The 22210-nt window shown below is 61.3% G+C and carries 16 protein-coding genes; 5 read left to right on the top strand and 11 right to left on the bottom strand.

Annotated elements, in window-relative coordinates:
• Nucleotides 1–11: 11 nt before the first annotated feature.
• From IPI56_05625 to IPI56_05575, 11 genes are all read right to left on the bottom strand, one after another.
• A complete protein-coding gene (locus tag IPI56_05625; protein ID MBK7545216.1) occupies nucleotides 12–1469 on the bottom strand; it encodes an aminotransferase class I/II-fold pyridoxal phosphate-dependent enzyme in 1458 nt (485 codons plus the stop codon).
• An 11-nt stretch (nucleotides 1470–1480) separates the two neighbouring features.
• Nucleotides 1481–2260, bottom strand: a complete 780-nt coding sequence (locus IPI56_05620; GenBank protein ID MBK7545215.1) for a hypothetical protein — start codon at nucleotides 2258–2260, stop codon at nucleotides 1481–1483.
• Nucleotides 2261–2330: 70 nt separating this feature from the next.
• Nucleotides 2331–3122, bottom strand: a complete 792-nt coding sequence (locus IPI56_05615) for a hypothetical protein (GenBank protein MBK7545214.1) — start codon at nucleotides 3120–3122, stop codon at nucleotides 2331–2333.
• A complete protein-coding gene (locus IPI56_05610; GenBank protein ID MBK7545213.1) occupies nucleotides 3119–4147 on the bottom strand; it encodes a hypothetical protein in 1029 nt (342 codons plus the stop codon). The genes IPI56_05615 and IPI56_05610 overlap by 4 nt, the downstream gene beginning before the upstream one ends.
• Nucleotides 4144–5259, bottom strand: a complete 1116-nt coding sequence (locus IPI56_05605) for an energy transducer TonB (protein ID MBK7545212.1) — start codon at nucleotides 5257–5259, stop codon at nucleotides 4144–4146. Before IPI56_05605 ends, IPI56_05610 begins: the two co-directional genes overlap by 4 nt.
• Nucleotides 5256–5711, bottom strand: a complete 456-nt coding sequence (locus IPI56_05600) for a biopolymer transporter ExbD (protein ID MBK7545211.1) — start codon at nucleotides 5709–5711, stop codon at nucleotides 5256–5258. The genes IPI56_05605 and IPI56_05600 overlap by 4 nt, the downstream gene beginning before the upstream one ends.
• Nucleotides 5708–6163, bottom strand: a complete 456-nt coding sequence (locus IPI56_05595; GenBank protein MBK7545210.1) for a biopolymer transporter ExbD — start codon at nucleotides 6161–6163, stop codon at nucleotides 5708–5710. The genes IPI56_05600 and IPI56_05595 overlap by 4 nt, the downstream gene beginning before the upstream one ends.
• A gap of 41 nt (nucleotides 6164–6204) precedes the next feature.
• A complete protein-coding gene (locus tag IPI56_05590; protein MBK7545209.1) occupies nucleotides 6205–6840 on the bottom strand; it encodes a MotA/TolQ/ExbB proton channel family protein in 636 nt (211 codons plus the stop codon).
• A gap of 10 nt (nucleotides 6841–6850) precedes the next feature.
• Entirely contained in the window at nucleotides 6851–9889 is a 3039-nt protein-coding gene (locus IPI56_05585) for a tetratricopeptide repeat protein (protein MBK7545208.1), read from the bottom strand.
• Nucleotides 9890–9974: 85 nt separating this feature from the next.
• The gene (locus IPI56_05580) at nucleotides 9975–10541 is read right to left on the bottom strand and encodes a glycogen-binding domain-containing protein (GenBank protein ID MBK7545207.1); all 567 of its coding nucleotides are present in this window, start codon (nucleotides 10539–10541) and stop codon (nucleotides 9975–9977) included.
• Nucleotides 10538–11116 (bottom strand): hypothetical protein, encoded by a 579-nt coding sequence (locus IPI56_05575; protein ID MBK7545206.1) that lies wholly within the window; start codon nucleotides 11114–11116, stop codon nucleotides 10538–10540. Before IPI56_05575 ends, IPI56_05580 begins: the two co-directional genes overlap by 4 nt.
• A 200-nt stretch (nucleotides 11117–11316) precedes the next feature.
• Between IPI56_05575 and IPI56_05570 the strand changes: the two genes are divergently transcribed.
• From IPI56_05570 to IPI56_05550, 5 genes are all read left to right on the top strand, one after another.
• Nucleotides 11317–11472 (top strand): lmo0937 family membrane protein, encoded by a 156-nt coding sequence (locus IPI56_05570; GenBank protein MBK7545205.1) that lies wholly within the window; start codon nucleotides 11317–11319, stop codon nucleotides 11470–11472.
• Nucleotides 11473–11485: 13 nt separating this feature from the next.
• Nucleotides 11486–11689, top strand: a complete 204-nt coding sequence (locus tag IPI56_05565) for a DUF3185 family protein (protein ID MBK7545204.1) — start codon at nucleotides 11486–11488, stop codon at nucleotides 11687–11689.
• Nucleotides 11690–11840: 151 nt separating this feature from the next.
• Nucleotides 11841–12512 carry a diguanylate cyclase gene (locus tag IPI56_05560; GenBank protein MBK7545203.1) on the top strand — a complete coding sequence of 224 codons (672 nt, stop codon included), beginning with the start codon at nucleotides 11841–11843 and terminating at the stop codon, nucleotides 12510–12512.
• Between the two features lie 165 nt (nucleotides 12513–12677).
• Nucleotides 12678–13184, top strand: coding sequence for a porin family protein (locus tag IPI56_05555; protein MBK7545202.1), 507 nt, complete (start codon nucleotides 12678–12680; stop codon nucleotides 13182–13184).
• Nucleotides 13185–13467: 283 nt separating this feature from the next.
• Nucleotides 13468–22131 carry a hypothetical protein gene (locus IPI56_05550; GenBank protein ID MBK7545201.1) on the top strand — a complete coding sequence of 2888 codons (8664 nt, stop codon included), beginning with the start codon at nucleotides 13468–13470 and terminating at the stop codon, nucleotides 22129–22131.
• The last annotated feature ends 79 nt before the right edge of the window (nucleotides 22132–22210 follow it).

Genomic DNA, 22210 nt, shown 5'->3' with positions numbered 1-22210 from the left:
TTAAAATAAATCTAAACGGCGGCGGCGACGATTTTGATGGTCCGCAATTCGTCGCCTTCCTGGCCCACCACGCGGATGTCTTTTCGGGCCAAATCCGCGAGGTAGTCTACAATTTCTTGAGTGATTCTTTCGCCGGGAATCAACACCGGGATGCCCGGGGGGTAGGGGGTCAGGGTCTGGGCCGAAATCTGCCCGACCGCCTTGTTGAGGGGCACCCGCTTTCCCTTGTGCGACAAAAACACGTCCCGGGGGTTCATCACCATTTCCGTCGTCAATTCGGGAATCTGCAGGACCCAGTTGCGCGAAGAACCGCGGTGCTTTTGGTCGATGTCCGCCAGGGCGTCCACCAACCGCTCGACGTCGGACTTGTCGGTCCCGATGCCCATGATCGCGATCAAATTGAAGAGGTCCGCCGCGTCCACCTGCACGCGGTACTTCTCGGCCAGCAAATCCTCCACCTCCAACCCCGACAAACCCGTGCGCGTCACGTTGACCGTCAATTTCGTTTGGTCAAGGTCGTAGCCCAGCGCCTGGATTTCCTTGCGTCCGAAGATCGACATGTTCTTCAACTGATTGATGCGACGCCGGGCGAATTCCGCGTGGCGAAGCACCCGGTCGAAGAGCCGGTGCCCTTCCAACACGGCCTGCCGCCGCGCGACGTCCAGGCTCGCCAGAATCAGGTAATTCGGGCTTGTGGTTTGCAGGAGGGACACCACTTTCCGCACCCGCGAGACGTCCACCAAGTCCGATTGAACGTGCAACACCGACCCCTGGGACAAGGCGGAAAGGATTTTGTGCGTGGACTGGACGCACATGTCCGCGCCGGCCTCCACGGCCGACACGGGCAATTCCTTGTGGAATTTGAGGTGCGGTCCGTGCGCCTCGTCCACCAGCAATATTTTGCCCCGCGACCGGCAAATCTCGGCGATTTTTACCAAATCGGCCGTGACCCCGTTGTAGGTCGGGCTCGTGACGAAAACGGCCTTGGCTTCGGGGAAGAGCCGCAGGGCTTCTTCGATTTGCTCCGGGCTGGAATCCAGCAGGATGTCGAGGTGCTGGTCGACTTTCGGCTGGATCCAGATGGGCCAAACGCCGGACAGGGTCACCCCCGCCATGGTGGATTTGTGGGCGTTGCGCGAAATGATCACCGAATCGCCCGGCCGGCAGGCGCTCATGAGCATGATCATGTTTCCGACGGAGGAACCGTTCACGAGGAAAAACGAATGCTCGACCCCGTAGGCCTGGGCCATCAACTGTTGGGCTTTTTTGATCGGCCCGACCGGGTCGTGCAGCGAATCGACCTCGGGGAAAACGGTCAGGTCCATGCGGTAAAGGTTCCGTCCGGTGAAGGACCGAAGGCGGCGATCCACGCCCCGCCCGTTCTTGTGACCGGGCGTGTGGAAGCTCACCACGTTGTTTTTCGCGTGGTTGAGGACGGTCTCGAACAGGGGGGCGCGATCGTGCCGCATGAGACTGTGTTTTAGAAGCGCAACCCCAATTGGAACCCGAGGTCGAAGGCGTCGTCGGTCAAGCCCAGAAGCAGGGTCCCCTGCAGGCGGATCGGGCTGTCGGCCGGGCGCCAGACGGCGCCGGGGGCCAAGTAGGCTTCCTTGGCCGCGTCGGCGCTCTTAAAACCGTTGATTTCATCCCGGGCGTGGTCGAACAGCCGGAGGTCGCCGGTCAACAGCCATTCGTCGCTCAAAACGTATTCCGCCCCCGCGACGAAGCGCAGGGTGTTCCCCCACCGGGTGTCGCTGCCTTTGGTGTAAACGGTGTAGCCGGCCTGCAGATACCCCCGCACCGCCTCAATCGGGAAGCTCAAACCCCCGCCGCCGAAAACCCCAAACCCGCCGGCGCCCAGGCCCTTGTCGTCGTCGCCGGTCGGAAGCGTCAGGCCGGCCTCCAAGGAACCTTTCCAGGACGCGGGCAAAAAGCCCTTGTCCAGGGACCGTTTGGCGCCCAATTTCAAATCCGCCAAACCGGATTCGCTGGCGCCCTGCGCGTCGTAGGATAAATAAGAAACCCCGCCGCCCAACTCCCAATTCCCCCGCACCGGGGTCGTGAGGGTGTAGGCGAATTCCGTCGCGTCGACCCCTTGCGCGTCGTTGCCGATGAAGACGTTCAGAGCGTGGCTCAGGGCGCGGTCCGGCACCCCGGCGTCATAACCCGGCGACCACGGTTCCAAATGATTGATGCGGGCGTGGGCGGCGGAGAACGCCAACAAAGCCACACCGGTCAGAACAAACGCGCGCGTGCGCATGAGAAGCCTCCAGGGATGATGATTTCCCCCGCGTTCCGATGCGGGGAAGGGAATTGGATCAAAAATACGGTTAATCGTCCAGATCGTCGGCGGTGTAAGTCGCGGAGGCGGAGGGCGTGGGGGCGAGTCCGGCCCGCACGAAGAAGGTGAACACGGTCGCGCACCGTCGGGAGGGCAGGTCCAGCATGTTGTGCCGCACCACCGGGGTCATGGTGTCCACGGCGCGCAACAGGATCTGGTTCGCCCCCTTGGCCCGAAGCTCCTGGGCCGCGGCGGTCAAGTAGGGAAGGGCGTCGGGCGAGAGGATGTCTTTGAAGGGCAAAAAGAGGCGGTTCATGTAGAGCAGGACGTCGGTCCGATTGCCCTCTTTCTCAACGCGCACGGGGCTGTCCCCCAAAATCCGTCGTTGGTAATCCTCGGCCAATTGCTCCCGTTGGATGATCATGTTTTTCCCCGGCGTGGGCGCGTCCTGGGACCCGTCGGTGGGCATTCGACGTTTGGGCCGCGTGGGCTTGCGGCGGACGGGCGCCACGCGGGTGCGTTGCGAAGGGGCGGCCCATGCGGGGACGGGCTGGCCCGGTTCGATGGTCGCCGTCGACGTGCGCGCCGATTTGGCCGCGGCGCGGATGCGCCGCCCGGCCTCCTGTTCGACGATTTTTTCCGTGCACCGGTCGATGTATTCCTTGGCTTCCAAATTCGAGGGGTCGGTGTTGCGCGCCTTGATGAAAACCCGCAGGGCTTTGCCGTATTCCTGCTTTTTGAACAACCGCTCCCCGTCGCTCATCAAGGATTCCATGTCCGCCGCGGAGGCGCCCAGGGCGGCCAACAAAACCAGCGTCCCGATCCAAGGTCGTCGCATCACGGCCGCGCCTCCGGCGGACCGGCCATACGGAACGTGGTGACATCCCCCCGGTCCGTGGTGTCCGCGATATCAAACACAAAAGCGCCGGCCTCCAACACCAAAGCGTCCATCATAAATTTCTGCAGGACTTTTAACCGGCGGACGGCCAAACTTTCCCCGTCGCGGGAAATGGAAATGACGATGTTGTAGGGTTTTGCCGTTCGGGTGCGCAACAAACCCAGCAGGGATTTCATCAACGGCAAACCGTCCCGCGCCAACTCCTCGGAGGCCGTGAGGAACAGGCGTTCGTTGCGAAACTCCACGAACGTGTCCCCGTCCTGATCGTAGCGGATCACGTCGAATTGCACCGGGTCGCCGAAAAAGCGCTGGGATCGCCCATCGGCCAAATCCACAAACAATTCCGAGGTGTAGGCCAACCCCACTTTGATGACGCAGCGTTTTTCCACGAACCCGTCCCAAATCATCAGGTCCCGGGCGCCCTGGCGCGATTCCTGCGCGTAAACCGTTTGGGCGTTTTGGTCCTTCACGGTGAACCGGTAGCCCAGGATCTCCAACCCCGGCGGCACTTCCATTTGGATGAAGGGCGCCCGCGGCAACCGCACGGATCCCGTGGCGAGTCCCTGCCGGGAATTCAACACCGCCAAATTCAAAATCTCGTTCGCGGGCAGATGTTCCACAAAACCGGTGAGCACGCGGTCGGTCTGTCCCGGGCGGGCAAAACCGACCACATCTTTAAAAGGAAGATTCACGGGGGGCGGGACCACCGCCACGGGGATTTGGTCTTCGGCCTCGCCTTTCACTTTTAGCTTGATGGCGTCCCCCTCCGAGGCCGTCTGTTCGGTGTTCCCCAGGGACGGCAGGGACGTCTGCGGCGCTTTGCCGGAGGAGATATCCCGGTCCTCCTCTTTTTTCTCGAGGCGCGGGGCCGTCTTGGAAATTTTACTTTTCTTGGCTTCGGCGGCGGTCCCGGGCGCGCCGAGTGAAGCGCCCGCCAGGAACACCGCGATCCATAGATTCGTTTTCATTTGAGCGAGAACTTCATGGTGATCAAACTGACCTGTTCCTCATTGGTCTCCCCCGGGAGCTTATCGAACACCCATGTCGACAGGGCTTCCATGGCCAACCGGTCCAACTCCTTGTACCCGGTCGTCTTGTCCACGACGATGTTGTCCTTCACTTTTCCGTTGGGCAACACGGTGAATTTTAAAATAACGGTGGCTTCCACGCCCTCTTTGCGCGCCCATTCGGGGAATTCCGGGGGTTCGCTGAACTTGATTTTCCGGTTGGCCAGGGGCCCCACGATGGGGAACATGGACTTGCTCACCGTCGTGCCGGCGCCGGTGCGGGCCCTGACTTCAATCACCGGCAAGGAGCTGGGGTCCACTTCCACCGTGGCCGGCACCCGCGTGGCCACGCCCGATTTGGAGTTCACCAACCCGCCGCCGCCCCCCACGGCCCCGGGGCCGACAATCCCGCCGCCGACCCCCCCGATTTTGGGAACGATCGCCATCGGCCCCGTCAATCCGCCTTCGGCGGTCCCGCGCTGGGAAACCGGGACAGCCAAACCCGTCCCCGCGCGCCCCCCCACCAGGGTGGGGCCCGTTCCGTTCCCGATGCCGCCCAGGGATCCGGTGGCGGCCGTGAATTCTTTTCCCACCAGGGGCCCCTTTCCGCCGGCGCCGGGACGAACGCCCAAGCCGCCCGCGCCCCCCGCTCCCGACAAACCGCCCACGGTGGAAGGAACCGCCGTTAAATCCGGGGCGACCGGCGCCGCCCCCGCGGCGGGCAGGCGAATGCCTTTGAGATCCGGCGTCTTGGGCAACACCGGCGACGGCAGGGGCAACGCGGGCCGGTTTTTGAGGAGGTCCGAAAGATTGAGCTTGTTGATCCGGGTCGCTTCCAGCGTTTCGGGCGGCCGCAGCATCGCACGGGTATCAAACGGCACCCGCCGCATGATGTCTTGAATGTTTTCGATCCGGACGTAGTTTTCCGACGGATCCCCGCGTTCCGGCGGGGCTTTCATCTTCATGAAGAACAAGGGCGTGTGCAGCAGGAACGCCACCAACAGCAACACCCCGTCCCAGGAGGGGCTGGACGGACGTCCGTAAACCAAATCCCAATGGCGCGCGGCGGTCACGACCCCTCCCCCGGTGCGCTCAATTCGTCCTTGAGCGGATGGGTGGCCAAGGCGATGTCCTCAAACCCGACTTCTTTCAACAAAGCGATGATTTCCGTCAACAGACCGTAGGAGGTGTCCTTGTCGGTCCGCAACACCACGATGGGTTCCACCCGCTGTTCCCGGGTGGCCACTTCCTTCAAATAGGGGCCCAAGAGTTCTTTGTTCTCCAGGCGTTTGTCGTTCACGGCGATGTTTCCCGCCGTGTCCAGGGAAACGGTGATGGTCGCCCGTTCCGAGGAGTCCTCGAAGAGGGCCTGGGGCAGGTTGACCTCCAGCGGCGGTGCGTCAAGCATGGGGGAGACGATCATCAACACCACCAACAAAACGAGGCACAGGTCGATCACGGGCACGATGTTCACGCCCGCGATGGCCCCGTCCGATGTGATGCGTCGCCGCACGTCCCCGCTCATTTCCTAAACGCCTCCGCCGTGTTCTTCACGAGCGCCACGCTTTTGGCCCCGGCCAACTTGGCCCCGTCCAATATTTCCACAATGGAACCCACCGTGATGCCGTCCGTCGCGGCCACGATCACCGGTCGATCGGCGGTCCGCTGGAGTTGCGATTCAATGGCCCGCAACAAAGCGGCGACGTCGGCGAAAACCACGTAATTCAACCGCAGGCCCTTCTCCGATATTTCCACCAGAAGCGGCGACGGGGGCGCTTTCTCATCGGGAGAAGGCGCCATGAAGCCCTCGGTGGCCCGTTCTTCCACGCGCGGGGCCTGGACCCGGATCATGGATTGCGTGATCATCGGCGACAGGACCATCAAAACGATCAGCAACACCAACGTCAGGTCCGCCAAGGGGACCACGTTGATTTTTTCCGTTTCTTCCAGTTCGCCTTCTTGGTTCGGATCGTGCATGGTTTCTCCCTAATTCGAAGACACCGTTCCCCTGGAAAAGTTCAAACGTCCCGCCCGATCGTGACGATCAAAGCGATTTCCTGTCCGAAGATATTCAGGCTGTTGAGCACGTGCTTCAAGCGGAAATTAAAATAGTTGTAAATCAGAGCGGCGCTCACGGCCACAAAGATACCCGCGGCCGTCGCCACGAGGGCTTCGGAAATGCCCGCCGCCACAACCCCGGGCCCCCCGGTTCCGGACAACGCCAGGTCGCGAAACGCGGTCATGACACCGAGCACCGTCCCCAACAAGCCCAGGAGGGGCGAAATGAAGCTCAACGTGCCGAACAACCCCAACCGCCGGCCCAGCATGGATTGGGTGCGCTGAAAATACAACGTCAAGACGTGGTCCATTTCGGCGCGGTTTCGGGAGTGGGCCGCCGTGAGCACGGCCTCGAGAGCGTCGGCGATCAGCCCCTCCCCTTTGGCGGCGACGGCCTCGGCGTCCTTGAATTTTCCTTCGACGATGAACGATTTGATCCGTTTGAACAGGAGGGGATCGACGCCGGCCATCTTGTGGTAAAACATCAACCGCTCGATCAAAACGGCGACCATGACCACCGACATGATCAACAGCACCGGCATCACGTAACTGATTTTCATGATTTCCAAAAATCCCAATTCGTGGGTGGGGTTCATTCGTGTCTCCTTATTGGGTGCCCTTCAAAGCGTTTTTGATCGCCCGGATTTGTTGCCGGGCCAAAGTGCGGCTCACATCGTCGGCGGCGTTGGCCGCCACGTCCTCATAGGCCCCGAGGGCGCGCTGGGCGTCGTTCGCGGCCACGTGCATATCGGCCAGCGCCAACACGCCGGCCACCCGGTACGGATCGCTTTTCTTGGCCAAGTCGCGCAAGGCTTCGTAGGACCGTCTTTCCCCCACGGGTTCGTTGAGGGTTTTGTGCAGCCGCCCCAACTGGTAAAGGGCCTGGGGGTATTCCGGCCGGCTTTTCGGAACCCGGCGATAGGCCTCAAGCGCGCGTGTTTCTTGTCCGGCCTTTTCCAAAAATTGACCCAACTGAATGTAGGCCATGCCCACGTCGTCAGCGTCCGGGTAGAGCGAGGCGTAATTCAAATAGGCCTGGGTGGTCTTGTTCGGATCCCCCGTGCGGGCGTAGGAAATGGCGGCGTTCAAGGTCGCGCTCTTGGCCAATTCGTGGTTCGGGTAATTCTTGCTGAACGCCTCAAATATTTCGGCGCTCTTGTCGTGCTCGTTCAAGTTAAAGTGGCTGACCGCGAGGTGGAATTGGGCCAAGGGTTTTTGGGGGTCATCCGGGTAGCTGCTCAAAAAACTGCCGTAGGCCGGAATGGCGTCCGCCCAGTTTTCCTGCAAAAAGACGGATTCGGCCCGAAAAAACGACGCTTGGGGGGCCACCGTGGCCGAGGGAAATTCGTAAAGCAATTTCTGAAAACTCTCGCGGGCTTTGGCGTAGTCTTTGTTGTTGTAGGCCTTGGCGCCCTCTTCCCAGTAAATATCGGCCAGCACCGGGCTCTTCGCCTGCCCGGCGGTCAATTTCGAAATCTCGTCCGGGCTCATCCCCGACTTGTAATAGGCGTAGGACAACAATTGGTCCACCTGGGTGATCTCCGGGTCCTTGGCGTAACGGGTTTTGTAGTCCAAATAGGCCTCGATGGCTTTAGGGTAGTCCCCGGCGTTGAAGTGGGACTGGCCGATTTGGAGGAAGGCGCGCTGGGCGAAAGGGGATTGGGGGTAATTCTGAATGAGCTTTTCATAGCCACCGATGGCCACGGCGTATTGGGCCATTTCAAAACGGGTTCTCGCCGCGCGGAACGACGCCTCGGGGGCGCGCTTGTCCGTGGCGAACTGCTGGGCCAGTTTTTCCCAAACGGCCACGGCGTCGTTGTAGTATTCGCCGCGATGCAAGGCCACCGCCTCCTGAAACAGCGCGAAGGTCGCCTCGGGGTGTTTGGGTTCGATGGTCAACAGCAGACGGTAATAGGTCACCGCGTCCTCGTATTTCCGCGCGTTGAAGGACGTGTTGGCCAGGTCCAACGCCAGGCGGGCCATGAGGGTTTTGTCGCCGATGGCCTGCGCGTTTTGGTAGGCCCGCAAAAGGATGGGCAGGGCGTCCTGGTGGCTCTTTCCCAACGAAAGGGCCAAGGCCTGGTTGCGCAGGGCTTCCGCCACCCAGGGGTGTTTGGGCGGAGCGATTTTCACGAAATCCTGGAAATAGCGCTGCGCGTTCCCTCCGTCGTTCAATTTCATGTAAGCGTGGGCCATCCAGAACATGGCTTCCGGGAACCGCCGCTGCATTTCCGGTGAAATTTGGTTCCACAACGAATTGACCTGGGTGGTGATGGATTTGAATTCGCCCAACCGAAAGAAGTTCATCGCGGCCATTTCCGCCGATTTGGCGGCGTAGGGCGTTTTGCCGAAATTCTCCACCACCAATTGGAAGTTGGCGAAGGACTCGGGCCCCTTTTTCAATTCCTGGAAGGCGTAAGCCTGCAGGAGCAGGGTGCGGGGGGTGAGTTCGGGGTCGTCGATCGACGTCAAGAATTCGTTGGCCAGCCTCACCACCCGTTCGTGCTCGCCGAGCGCGGCGCGGGCCCAAATCAAGCGGTAGGTGTTTTCGGGCGGCCGCTTTTTCTCCGGGGTGGATTCCAAGTAAGAGACGAGCTTTTGAATTTTCCCCTGCGACGCCAGCGCTTCCGTGAGCAAATAAGTGACGTTGGCCAAAAGGGCGGGTTCCAGTTTTTCACCGTTCAGGCGCCAGAGTTTATCTTCGGCCTCGGGGTATCGCCGCATCCGCACGTCGCAACACGCCATGCGGAACAGCGCCAAATTGTCCCACTCGCGGGAATAATGGGCGCGTTCCACATCGGCGAAGGTTTGGGCGGCCAACAGGTAATCCCCCTGCTGATAAAACGTTTCCCCCTGCTCAAAGTGCGCCCGCTCGGCCCAGGTGGTCTTGGGATGCTCTTGCCCAATCCGCCGGAACATGCCCCCGGCCTGGGGCACCTTTCCTTTTTCACGGTAACAGATCCCGGCAAAATAAAGGCAGGCGGGGTCCTTGTCGTTGCGCAGGAAATACTCCAACGCCTCGTCGTAACGGCGCGACTCCCACAGGATCAGGCCCAGCGGCAACATAAACCGCGGGTGCCGTCCATAAGCCGGATAAAAAGCGGTCAATTCTTTGAAGCGGGTGTTCGCCTTTTCCAATTGGCCCGCCGCCAAATGGGCCACCGCCAGGCCGATCATAGCCTCCGGGGCCAGTATTTTTTCCCCGGTGTCGAGAACCGCCGTGTAATCCTGAATGGCTTGGGAGAATTGGCCGAGCCGCATGCGGGCGACGGCCATCCGCATTAAAACCGAGGCTTTGAAATAGGGGTCGTGTTGAGGTATTTCCGATACAAACTTCAGCAATTTGGCCGCATCGCCGTATTGCTTTTGTTCCATGAGGAGGTCGGCGACGGTGTACTGCGAATACAACCCCTCCAAACCCGGTGACACCTTGCGAATGAAATCCAGGTAGGAATGGATGGATTTGATGGGGTCGGCGGCTTCGAACCGGAATTGGTAAGTCCGCAACGGTTCGACGTTGGATTTTTTCGTGTTGGTGGCCGCGGCCCGGGCAAGGCCACCGGGAAACGCCACCAAGACCGCCAGCGCGCCGCGCGTGATGGTCCGGGTGATTGTCGTCCGCTTGTTGTTCCTATTTTTGAGCATCGCGTCTGGTTTTCCCGCTAAAATTGAGTATAAGCCCCCATCGGTCTTTATGCAACACTTTTGCACCGACAAAAAACCCTTCAAATCACGGTTGGGAAGAGGTGGAGGGAGGGGGCAGGGACAAAAGGGATCGGCCTTGCGTGTCCGTTCGGGGTTGATTCGGGTCTCGGACGGTCTTTCCGTCCACCAAATAATTGTAGGAGTAATCCCCCGGTGGAATCGGCAAGGAGAGGAACCACCCCCCCTTGGCGTTGCGGCGAAATTGTTGGGGCGTCCAATTGTTGAAGTCGCCAACGATCTGAACTTGATTGGCTGTGCGACTGTAGTAGGTGAACCGGGTGGTTTTCGTGCCGTTCATCGCTTTCGATTCGCCCGCGGGAAGGGCGGCCACCGCCGGGGTCGAAACCGCCACAACGGTCGGCGTGGACAACTCGACGGCCGCCGGCGCCGTGGAAAGGACCACGGAGGACGTCTCGGTTGACGTCACCACCGGTTCAAGTTCGGGAGTCGGCGGGGCTTCGATGGGCGGTGGCGGAGGAGGCGGGGGCGCCGGCTTTTGAAGTTCAAGATACCGCTGCCAAATCAAATACCCAACGGCCCCCAAAAAGGCCAAATCCAGAACCAAGAAAAAACCGGCTGTTTTTTTGTTCATTGGGGAGGCGGCGTCGGGCCTTCGGAAAGATGCTCGAGCATGCGTTGCAATTCGACCACCTTTCCTTTCAACGATTGGTATTCTTGGGAAAAACCGTCGGGCAATCCCCCCCCGGTCTTGGCGGCTTCACCGGCCTTCTGGCCCAATTCCTCCGCTTTCTTTTCCAGGGCGATGAGCCGCTTGATGATCGGGTCCAAATAAAGGGGTTCGCGCTTCAAATCGGATTCGATGGTGGAAATGCGCCGCACGAGGGCTTCGTACAAATGGAAATCCACCACCGGCGCGGCGTGAGCCATGGCGGGGGCGGCCGCTGCGGGAAGGGCTTTCACCCCCGAGGTGGGTTTGACCGCCTTTTTCTTGCCGGCGGACTCCCCCCCCCACATCATCGGGGCATCCACGGGCGCTTCCATCGCCGCGGCCGCCGGAGAACCTTCCGTGGTCAAGGCGGGGTTTTCTTTCTCACCCAATAAAACCAGCAACCGCAACAAAACCATCAACCCCACGACAAACCCGATGGACAATATCGCAAAGCGCATATCGGCCATCAACTCGAGGAATAGGCTGACGAATTCCATAGCGGTATTTCAATTTAAAGGATATATGCGCCGTTGTCAATCTCAAATTGTTCCCGGTTGGGCGTCGCCGAACGCCCTCGGGCGGCTGACCCATGGGCGTTAGGAGGATCCGGTTGGATGGGGTGTTACCTCCCCGCCCGGTTCTGTGTCCCACCCATTGCAGGGAAGCTTTGGGTAAACCTTTTGGATAGGAGGATGTCATGCTTGAAACAATTGCGGTCATTTTGTTGGTTCTGTGGCTTCTCGGCCTGGTGAGTTCTTATACGGTCGGTGGGTTCATTCACGTATTGCTCGTCCTGGCCATCATCATCATCCTGGTCCGCCTCATTAAAGGAAAGCGCCCATTGGGTCGATAAAAAGGGAGGTCCTATGAACAAGGCTGTTCCTATCGTACTTCTGGTTGTTGGAGTGACCCTGATTGTTTTTGGGGTTAATGCATCAAACTCCTTCGGTTCGGACGTGTCGCGTTTAATCACCGGTGAACCCACCGACAAGGCCCTTTGGCTGCTGGTCGGGGGTGGGGTGGCGAGCCTCGTGGGTTTGTTTGGGGTATTTACCAGATCGAAGAGTTGAACCAATGGGCCTCGGTCCCCCCTCCCTGCCTAAACAAACCAAAAGGGTCTGGCGGCCCCATGCCGGGCGGTATGCGTTTTTCGGCGCCTTGGTGGGGTTTGGTATCGTCGCGGGTTTAATGACCTTCCGTTTCGCCGGGTCCCGAGGGAAGATGCCATACAAGACCATCACCATCGTGATCGGGTTTCTCCTTTTTGGAGGAGAAATCGGCCGGAGGATCGGGCGAATGCAGGGGCGAATGGAGAGACTGGAGAAAACATCCCGCGGCCTCAAGTCCCTCTGTCAAACAGACACCCTCACCGGCGTTCTCTCCCGCATGGCCCTCCTGGAGCAGTTGGAGGTTGAAATCAGGCGGGCACGGCGGTACGGGAGTTCCATGGCTTGCTTGTTTATTGATGTGGATGATTTTAAGCGGCAAAACGACCAGCACGGGCACTTATTCGGGGACCGATCTCTCGTGGCGATCGCCCGGACGATGGCGCGAAACATCCGGGAGACGGACGTCCTGGGACGGTACGGAGGAGATGAGTTCCTCATCCTTCTCCCTCAAACCGGTCTTACGCAAGCCTATCAGATGGCGGAGCGAGTCCGCAACGGCGTGTCCAGCCTGGATTTGGGCGAGGGAACCCAGGGCGATCTTACGGTGAGCGTCGGGGTCTATGTTTCGGGTCGCGGGGAAAAGACGGGATCCGATTGTTTGCAATGGGCGGACGAGTCCCTTCGCCAAAGCAAACACAACGGCAAGAACCGAACGGTGGTTTTTGAACATCCCGAGTATGCCGAAGCGGGCCACGACCTCGCGGTGGGGATCCCCCCCGCTTGAGTCGAAGAAACACTTCATATACAGACAGTTTGTTACCTCCTCCGCAAAAAGTGTGTCTCATCCATTGCCGCGTTGAGCGGGAAGGGAGGACCGCCGGCGGGTTTCGATTGGATGAATTTATCACCCAACAAAAGGAGTTTCACAAAGAACACGGATTTTTCAAAGATGAAAGGCCTCGTGGTTGCCGCCACGCTTGCCTTAAGAATGCCGGTTCTGGCGAGGGCAGAAGTCGCCGAGGGGGTTGGGGACGCGACGTTTTCCATCGGGCCGCGCGCCTCTTATTACAACCCGCAAGGCGGCGACAATGGAAATTGGCATGGCGGAGCCCAAGCTCGGTTCCATTTCACTCCCGTCCTCGCTGCGGAGGGTTCTATCGATTACCGTAAAAGTGATTTCGGCGAGGGATCCACGATTCAAGGATTCCCCATTCAGGCGAGTTTAATGGCCGACCTGACCCCGCACTCCCGCCTGAGTCCCTTTTTGCTGGGTGGGGGCGGTTGGTATTACACACGTGTGCGCGGCGCGACGGTCACGACCAACACGGAAAATCAGTTCGGCCTGCACGCCGGAGGAGGGCTGGAGGTGTTGTTAACCAAGTCCTTGTCCGTGGATGGGAGCGATCGCTATATCCGGCTGGAGGACAGGGTCATTCATGAGACCAACGTGGTGTAAAAATCATACCCGGGAAACGCGTCCATGATTGCCGTGGCGTTGAATTTCTTGTTTGAGAAGGCTCCCAAGCAAGACCTGTTTGATTTAATTATCCCCACCCCGGGATAGGGAACCCGGGCAAAAGGCTCTCGGTCTCGAACCAGGAGCGTTTTGTCCTATGTCCAGGAAGCGGCCCGGGGGGTCATCGCGCCGCGAGGCGGGTCCAGATAATTTCGGGGCTGAGGTTAATCCATAAATCGTCCCCCTATTACGTAATATGGATTCATGAAAACCAGGGAGAACAATGCCGCCGGCCATCGTTGAACATTTTTTCAGTATTTTGCAACGGTATTTTATAAACGAACGGGAGGAATTGCCGCCCATTCGGGCGGAGCTGTGCAGCATCGAACGGCTTGAACAGCACGCTGAAAAACTCGCCGCCGATTGGCCGATCTCCCGTAAAAAGCGTTGGCGCCGGCCCCTGCTCCGGCGAGTAAAAATTAACGGGGAGGTGCTGCTCTCGGTCTATCGTTCGATTGCGCGAACTTTTTTAACGGATCGGACCGCCGTGCCCGCCGTGGAATGGCTGGTGGACAACTTTTACATCGTTCAAGAACAACTCCGCGAAATCCGTGAAGACCTCCCCCCCGGTTATTACCGGGAGTTGCCGACGCTGGTCCACGGGCCTTTCGCCGGTTTTCCGCGCATCTACGCCTTGGCCTGGACGTTCGTGTCGAACACGGACAGCCGCCTGGATCCCGAGTGGTTGCGCCGTTTCCTCAAAGCCTACCAGAGAAAAGCCCCGTTGGACATTGGAGAGATTTGGGCGTTCTCCATCAGTTTGCGCATCGTCCTTATCGAAAATTTGCGTCGATTGGCGGAACGCATGGTGGAAGGGCGGATCGACCGCCTGCGCGCCGACGACGTGGCGGACCGGTTGCTCGGTTTGCGAAAAAACAAGAGCGTCGACTCGGACGCCTGGTTGCGCCGCTTTGAGCGCCAGAGGCTTTCCCGGGCCTTTAAAGTGCAATTGCTCCACCGACTTCGCGATCAGAACACGACCTTAGCCCCCGTTTGGTCTTGGCTGGAAAACCGACTGGCCCAACAGGGGTCGACCCCCGAGAAGGTCATTGCCGACGAACACCAGGACCAAACGGCGATGAACGCCACGGTGCGGAACATCATCACCAGCATGCGCTTGCTGGCCACCATGGATTGGGCCCAATTCTTTGAGGACGTTTCCGTTGTAGAGCAATTGCTTCGTGCCGAGACAGGGTTCGGAAGTATGGATTTTGCCACCCGGGACCTCTACCGACACGCCATCGAAGAGCTTTCCCGGGGCAGTGCGGTTTCGGAAGTGGAGACCACCCGGCTCGTCGTGCAAGCGGCCCTTGAGTCGAGGAAAACCCCGCGAGGGATCAGTGCGGCAGAGAGGGAGCGACGCAGTGACCCCGGCTACTTTCTCTTGTCCACGGGTCGAGCGTCGTTCGAGGCCCGCATCGGGTTTCGCGTTCCCTTTCGAAGTTGGGCGGCACGGCGGGTCATGGTTTTCGCCACCCCGGCTTATTTGGGGGCCATCGCCTGCGGGACCATTTTTCTCCTGGCGGTGCCCGTTTGGCTGAGCCTTTCTCGCGGGGAGAACTTCGGGCTGGTGGTCTTCCTCGGGTTGCTGGCGCATTTCCCGGCCTCCGACCTCGCGATCGCATTCGCCAACCGGGGAGTCGCGGACCTCCTCACCCCGAGACCCCTCCCCAAACTTGATTACTCAGAGGGGATTCCAAAGGAATCAGCGACGATCTTGGTCGTTCCCACGCTGCTGACGTGCCTGCCCGGGGTGGAAGAGCAGGTGACCCGGCTCGAAGTGCATTTCCTTGGCAATTCCGGCGGATTCATCCAGTTCGGCCTGGCGACGGATTTCATGGATGCGGACCACGAATCGCTGCCCGAAGATGAAGCGCTTTTAGCCGCCGCGCGAGAGGGGATCGAGCGATTGAACCGGCTTCATGGGCCTTCCCCGGAGGGGCTTGTCCGATTTCACCTCTTCCACCGGCGCCGGGTTTGGAACGCCTCCGAAGGGGTTTGGATGGGCTGGGAGCGCAAACGCGGAAAGCTTCACGAGCTGAACGGCCTCCTGCGGGGGACACGCGGCACCACGTTCGTCACCGAAAAGGAGAACCTCGCGGGACTTCTTCCCGGCATCCGATATGTGATCACGCTGGATGCGGATACGCGCATGGTGCGGGGCACCGCCTTTCGGCTGGCGGGCGCAATGGCCCATCCTTTAAACCGGGCGCATCTCGATCCCGCCCTCCGACGCGTGACCTCGGGGTATGGGGTGATGCAACCCCGCATTACCCCGGTCTTGCCCTCCGTGGGGCCCGGCTCGATGTTTCAACACATCCACTCCAGCCGCGCCGGGATTGATCCCTATGCTTTCGCGGTGTCGGACGTTTATCAGGACCTCTTTAAGGAGGGGTCCTACACAGGCAAGGGCATTTACGATGTGGACGCGTTCACGGGAGCGTTGCACGACCGGGTCCCGGAAAATGCGCTTTTAAGCCACGACCTTTTTGAAGGTCTTTATGCCCGCACCGCTCTTTTAACGGACGTCGAATTCTTTGATGAATCTCCCCCGGATTACCTCGTTTCCGCGGCTCGTTCCCATCGCTGGATCCGAGGCGACTGGCAGCTTCTCCCCCATCTCTTTCGCGCGAGGCTTCCTTTGATCGGGGGGTGGAAGATGCTGGACAACCTGCGCCGATCGCTCGTGGCGCCGGCGTCCCTCCTGCTCTTGGTCTGCGGGGGAGGGTCCACGGTCCCCTGGGTGTGGGTGGGATTCCTCGCGGCGGCGACGGGAGCCGCTTTGTTTTTGCCCGCCCTCCTCCGGTTGTTCTCCCTCCCCCCGCGAGCGTCCCTGCGACACCATTTGCGTGAATTGGCCGGCGAGTTCTTGGAAACGTTGAACCGATTCGTCCTCTGGTTCCTGTTCCTCCCGCAAGAGGCCTGGGTCGCGGGGGACGCCATCCTGCGTGTTCTTTACCGAATGACGGCCAGTCGTCAACACCTTCTGGAATGGATCAGCTCCGCCCAAACCAAGCCGAACACCCGCTTAGCGCTTTATTGGCAGCGGATGGCCGGGCCCTCCCTGGTGGCCATGGCCGCCAGCTTCGCCGTGCTCGTGGCCGGCCCCGGGGTGAGTTGGGAATTGCTTTGGGTGTCGCTTTGGATCTTGGCGCCCGTGGTCGCTTTCCTAATTAGCCGGCCCGCCATATTGCCCAGCCAACGTCCCCTGACGGACGAAGACCGGTGGCTCTTCCGTCGAATCGCCCGAAAGACCTGGCGGTTCTTTGAAACGTTCGTCACGGCGGACACCCACCATTTGCCGCCGGATAATTTTCAGGAAACGCCGCGGCCGGTCGTGGCCACACGGACCTCTCCCACCAATATCGGCCTCTACCTCCTGTCCACGGTGGCCGCCCGTGATTTTGGTTGGGTCGGCCTGTTGGACACGCTGGATCGCCTCAAAGCCACCGTGGGAACTGTCCGATCCCTGGCGCGCCACCGCGGCCACCTTTTCAATTGGTATGACACCAAAGACCTCCACCCCCTTCCGCCGCACTACGTCTCCACCGTCGACAGCGGCAACCTGGCGGGCCATTTATGGGCGCTTGCCAATGCCTGCCGGGAAATGATGGCCGAACCGATTTTTCGAGCGGAGAGCCTGCAAGGATTGAAAGACACCCTTTCCCAGGTGGAGGAGGCGGCCCGGACCCTCTCGGCCGACCGTCGCACGGGGACGGTGACGGGCGCCCATTGGAAATCGGCACTCTCCTTGATGGCGTCGGGGCTGGGAACGGTTCCGGAAACGCCCCAACAATGGCGCGCGTTCCTTGTGGAGCTGCGAGAAAAGGCGGAAACGCTGCTGGACACCGCGCGGACATTGGAGGGCGGAAAGGTCGACGCGTCCCGGCCGGAGGTGGTGGAGTGGTGTGAATTGCTCCTCCGCCAAGTGAACAGCCACGCCCGGGACGCCGAGGAGCTCCTGGCGCCCGCGGATGTCCCGCTTTCCACCCGATTGAGCGACATCCCCCCCCTTTGTCTGGCGTTGGAAGAAAGCCACGCGCTCCCCGCTTCGGCGCGAGGACTCCTGGAGGCGGTTCGGCACTCCTCCGCGGTCGCGGAGAGCGGCCTGCGCGCCGTGATGGAATTTGCCGAAGACACGATTGCCGGGATGGATTTTCGGTTCCTTTTCGACCCGTCCAAGAAAATGTTTTCAATTGGATACCTCCCGGCGGAAGGAAAACTTGATCCAAGTTTATACGACCTCCTGGCGTCCGAGGCGCGCTTGGCCAGCTTCGTGGCCATCGCGAAAGGCGACGTGCCGGGAACCCACTGGTTTCGGCTGGCGCGCGGGTTTGCCCCGGTGGACGGCGGCTTGGCGCTCCTCTCCTGGTCCGGCTCGATGTTTGAATATTTGATGCCCTCCTTGGTCATGCGCGAGCCCAGCGGGAGCGTGATCGGGCAGAGCAATCGCCGGGTGATTCGCCGGCAGATTCAGTACGCTCGCGAGAAGAAGGTCCCTTGGGGGATGTCGGAATCGGCCTTCAACGCGCGGGACTTCGAGCGGACCTACCAGTATTCGAGCTTCGGCGTCCCCGACCTCGGGTTGAAGAGGGGCTTGGATAAAAACATCGTCATCGCCCCCTACGCGACGGCGCTGGCCGCGATCTTTGAGCCCGTCAAGGCGGCGCAAAACTTCCGCCGGTTGTGCACGCTCGGGGCGGAGGGCCTCTACGGCTTTTACGAGGCGTTGGATTTCACCCCGAGCCGCCTGCCGGAAAATGAGCGCGTGGCGTTGGTCCGGGCGTATATGGCTCACCACCAGGGAATGAGCCTGGTCTCCTTTTCGAACGTGCTGCAACAGGGGCGCATGCAACGTCGGTTCCATTCCGAGCCGGCCGTGCAGGCGACGGAACTTTTGTTGCAAGAGCGGCTCCCCCGGGAGACTCAGGCGACCCGCGCGCGAGGAGAGGCGGGGGCGGAGACGGACGAGGTCGCGGCTCCCCTCCCCGCGCTGTCTCGCCGGTTTCACACCCCCCATGAAACGCCGCCTCGCACCCAGCTCCTCTCCAACGGGCGCTACAGCGTCATGCTCACCGCCGCCGGGGCCGGATATTCCCAATGGCATGAGCTCGCGGTGACGCGGTGGCGGGAGGACCCGACCCGCGACGCGTACGGAACGTTTGTTTTTCTGCGGGACGTCCGGTCGGGGGAGGTTTGGTCCGTGGGTTATCAGCCGCGAGGCGTCCTCGGGGACAGTTACGCCGTGGATTTCGCGGACGACCGGGCCGTCTTTAAGCGACGGGACGGGGGGCTGGTCACAACCATGGAGGTCGTCGTCTCTCCGGAAGACGACGCGGAAATACGTCGCGTCGAAATAAAAAATGAAAGCGGGGAATCGCGGGAGATCGAAGTGACCTCCTATGCCGAGATCGTTTTGGCCACGCCGGCGGCGGACGCGGCCCACCCGGCCTTTTCAAACTTGTTCGTGCGAACCGAATACGTGCCGGGGGTGAGCGGCCTTTTGTGCTCGCGCCGCCCGCGGTCGCCCGAGGAGCTTCCCCTCTGGGCCGCCCATGTCCTGGCGAGCGAACAACCGTTGGACTCCCCCGTGGAATACGAATCGGACCGGGCCCGTTTCCTGGGGCGGGGGCGCGGTGTCCGCACTCCGATGTGCGTGGTCGATGGCGGGCCGCTCAGCAATACCGCGGGGCCCGTCCTGGACCCCATCGTCAGCCTGCGCCGCCGGCTGCGGGTGGAGCCGGGAGAAACCGCCCGCCTGGCCTACACCACCCTGATTGCGCCCACCCGCGAGGCGGCGCTCGCGTTGGCCGATAAATACCACAACGCGGGCATGTTCGAGCGCACCGCGGCCTTGGCTTGGACCCAGGCCCAAGTCCAGAGATACTACCTGGGCGCCGAACCGGAGGACCTTCACCTTTTCCAGGACCTCGCCGGACGCCTCCTCTATTCCGATCGCGGCCTTCGGGCCTCGGAGGCGGTGTTGGAAGCCAATGCGCGAGGGGCGCCCGGGCTTTGGTCCCATGGCCTCTCGGGGGATTTGCCGATCGTCCTGGTGCGCATCGACGAACCGGAAGACCGGCACATCGTCCGACAGCTGTTGCGCGCCCATGAGTATTGGCGGATGAAAAACCTGGCCGTGGATTTGGTGGTGCTCAATGAGAAAACCGGATCCTACCAACAGGACCTCCAGAAAGCGTTGGAGGATTTGGCCCGCGCCGGGCAACCCGCGTTCCGTCTCGAAACGCACGATCCGCGCGGCGGGATATTCTTGTTGCGGTCGGACCGGCTTTCTCCGGAGGATCGAACGCTCCTCTTGACGGCGGCTCGGGTGGTGCTTTTGAGCCGGCAGGGAACCCTGGCGGACCAGGTGGCCCGCCAAGAGGCCGCCCGCGAGGTCCAAACCCCGCGTTCGACGCCGCCCCGTCCACCGCTTCCCCCCAACAACCCGGAATTGCCGCGCCCCGAGGCGCTTGAATTCTTTAACGGGCTGGGCGGCTTCGCGCGGAACGGCAGGGAATACCGGGTGGCCCTGGGCGCCGGACAATGGACCCCGGCCCCCTGGATCAACGTGATCGCCAACCCCACTTTCGGGTTTCTCGTTTCGGAGTGTGGCGCGGGATATACCTGGGCGGAGAACAGCCGAGAAAACAAATTAACCCCCTGGTCGAACGACCCCGTGAGCGACCCGTCCGGAGAAATCCTCTATGTTCGGGACGAAGACACCGGCGAGGTGTGGACGCCCACGGCGCTCCCCATCCGGGAAGAGGCGAGCCCCTATCGGGCCACTCACGGCCAGGGCTATTCAAGGTTTGAGCACGAATCGCATGGGATCCACCTGGATCTGTTGGCCTTTGTCCCGCTCCACGACCCGGTAAAGATATCCCAGCTGTCCCTGACCAACCGTTCCAACCGTGCCCGGCGGCTGTCCGTGACCGCCTACGTGGAATGGGTCCTGGGCGTCTCTCGGCCCGAATCCGCCCCGCACGTCGTGACGGAGCTGGACGCCGCCACTCGGGCGATTTTCGCCCGCAACCCCTGGAACGCGGATTTCGTCGGGCGGACAGCGTTCGCGGACTTAAGCGGAAAGCAAGCCGCCTGGACCGGCGACCGCCGGGAATTTGTTGGCCGGAACGGAACGCCGGACCATCCCGCGGCCTTGGAACGAGGGAAGGGGCTCTCCGGCCGTCTGGGGGCGGGGCTGGATCCTTGCGCGGCGCTCCAACAGACGGTGTTTCTCCCCGCCGGTGGGAAAGCCGACGTGGTGTTCTTCCTCGGCCAAGCCTCAAGCCGGGAGGAGGCGCGTTCGCTGGTGGGTCGATATCGCCGCGCCGATTTGGAGGCCACCCTCGCGGATGTCCGGGCGCATTGGGACCGGGTTTTCGGCGCCGTCCAGGTTCGCACGCCGGACCGCGCCATGGATATCCTCCTCAACTCCTGGTTGCTCTATCAAACCGTGGCCTGCCGGCTCTGGGCCCGGGCGGGCTTTTATCAGGCCGGCGGAGCCTTCGGCTTCCGCGACCAGCTTCAGGACGTCTTGGCGACGCTCATCTCGCGCCGGGATTGGGCGCGGGAACAAATCCTTCGCGCCGGTTCGCGCCAGTTCCCCGAGGGCGACGTGCAACACTGGTGGCATGCCCCGTCGGGGCGGGGCGTCCGCACCCGTATCTCGGACGATCTTTTCTGGCTGCCTTTTGTTGTGGTCAAGTATCTGGAGGTGACCGCGGACGATTCGGTTTTGAACGAGCCTCTCCCGTTCCTTAGTGGGGGGCCTCTCCCCCCGGGCAAAGACGACGCCTACTTTGCCCCCGGCGCCTCCGGGGAGAGCGCCTCGCTCTTTGAGCATTGCGCCAGGGCGCTCGACCGCGGCCTTGCGGTCGGCGCGCACGGACTTCCGCTGATGGGAAGCGGGGATTGGAATGATGGAATGAATCGCGTCGGCCCTCAGGGAAAGGGGGAGAGCGTTTGGTTGGCCTGGTTCCTTCACACCACGCTTTGGGAATTCGCCAAAATCGCCGAAAAGCGCGGGGAGGCCCAGCGCGCCCAGGCCTGGCGCTTGCACGTCGCCGAGTTGAAGGCGACCGTTGAGCGATCCGGCTGGGATGGGGAATGGTACCGGCGCGCCTTTTTTGACGATGGAACTCCCTTGGGTTCCCGCGAGAACTCGGAATGCAGGATCGACTCGATTGCGCAATCGTGGAGCGTGCTTTCCGGCGCCGCCGACCCCGCGCGGGCCGCGCTCGCCCTTGCGTCCGCCGAAACCCATTTGGTGATGCGCAAGGAAGGCACGGTCCTCTTGTTGGCGCCGCCTTTCGACAAAAGCGATCCGAGCCCCGGTTACATCCAGGGCTATCTGCCGGGGGTGAGAGAGAACGGCGGACAGTATACCCATGCGGCGGTCTGGATGATGATGGCATTCGCCGCTTTGGGCGACGGCGACAAAGCCGGGGATCTCTTCCGCCTGTTGAACCCGATCAACCACGGAAACTCCCGGGCCGGGATCCACCGGTACAAAGTGGAGCCCTACGTCATGGCGGGGGATGTTTACTCCGTGGCGCCGCACAGCGGCCGCGGAGGCTGGACGTGGTACACGGGGTCCGCGGGGTGGATGTATCGAGCGGGGATCGAATCGATCCTCGGGTTTCGCTTGAGGGGCACCACCGCCTTCCTCGATCCCTGCATCCCCAAAAATTGGGTCGGCTTCGATCTCGACTTCCGCTACCACTCGACCCTCTACGAGGTCCGAGTGGCCAACCCCCACCATGTCAGCCGGGGCATCCAATCCGTTCTCTTGGACAACCAACCGGTGCGCGGCGACGCGGCCATTCGCCTGACCGACGACGGCGGAACGCACCGGCTCCAGGTCGTTCTGGGGCCCAGAGGTTAACCCGAAATCCTCATCGTTTTCGTCTTATCGACCCCTGTAAAAATAAGCCCTTGAATACATTCCGAAAAACCAGGAACGG

This window comes from Elusimicrobiota bacterium, assembly GCA_016706425.1.
GTDB lineage: Bacteria > Elusimicrobiota > Elusimicrobia > FEN-1173 > FEN-1173 > JADJJR01.
Note: the sequence above shows the minus strand (reverse complement) of the source record. Positions and strands in the feature narration are given on the sequence as shown.

Coding starts and splice junctions, on each gene's coding strand:
- IPI56_05590 (MBK7545209.1), bottom strand. CDS start 6,840: ATGAACCCCACCCACGAATTGGGATTTTTGGAAATCATGAAAATCAGT.
- IPI56_05570 (MBK7545205.1), top strand. CDS start 11,317: ATGCTTGAAACAATTGCGGTCATTTTGTTGGTTCTGTGGCTTCTCGGC.
- IPI56_05600 (MBK7545211.1), bottom strand. CDS start 5,711: ATGAGCGGGGACGTGCGGCGACGCATCACATCGGACGGGGCCATCGCG.
- IPI56_05575 (MBK7545206.1), bottom strand. CDS start 11,116: ATGGAATTCGTCAGCCTATTCCTCGAGTTGATGGCCGATATGCGCTTT.
- IPI56_05550 (MBK7545201.1), top strand. CDS start 13,468: ATGCCGCCGGCCATCGTTGAACATTTTTTCAGTATTTTGCAACGGTAT.
- IPI56_05625 (MBK7545216.1), bottom strand. CDS start 1,469: ATGCGGCACGATCGCGCCCCCCTGTTCGAGACCGTCCTCAACCACGCG.
- IPI56_05560 (MBK7545203.1), top strand. CDS start 11,841: ATGCCATACAAGACCATCACCATCGTGATCGGGTTTCTCCTTTTTGGA.
- IPI56_05620 (MBK7545215.1), bottom strand. CDS start 2,260: ATGCGCACGCGCGCGTTTGTTCTGACCGGTGTGGCTTTGTTGGCGTTC.
- IPI56_05580 (MBK7545207.1), bottom strand. CDS start 10,541: ATGAACAAAAAAACAGCCGGTTTTTTCTTGGTTCTGGATTTGGCCTTT.
- IPI56_05555 (MBK7545202.1), top strand. CDS start 12,678: ATGAAAGGCCTCGTGGTTGCCGCCACGCTTGCCTTAAGAATGCCGGTT.
- IPI56_05565 (MBK7545204.1), top strand. CDS start 11,486: ATGAACAAGGCTGTTCCTATCGTACTTCTGGTTGTTGGAGTGACCCTG.
- IPI56_05585 (MBK7545208.1), bottom strand. CDS start 9,889: ATGCTCAAAAATAGGAACAACAAGCGGACGACAATCACCCGGACCATC.
- IPI56_05610 (MBK7545213.1), bottom strand. CDS start 4,147: ATGAAAACGAATCTATGGATCGCGGTGTTCCTGGCGGGCGCTTCACTC.
- IPI56_05595 (MBK7545210.1), bottom strand. CDS start 6,163: ATGCACGATCCGAACCAAGAAGGCGAACTGGAAGAAACGGAAAAAATC.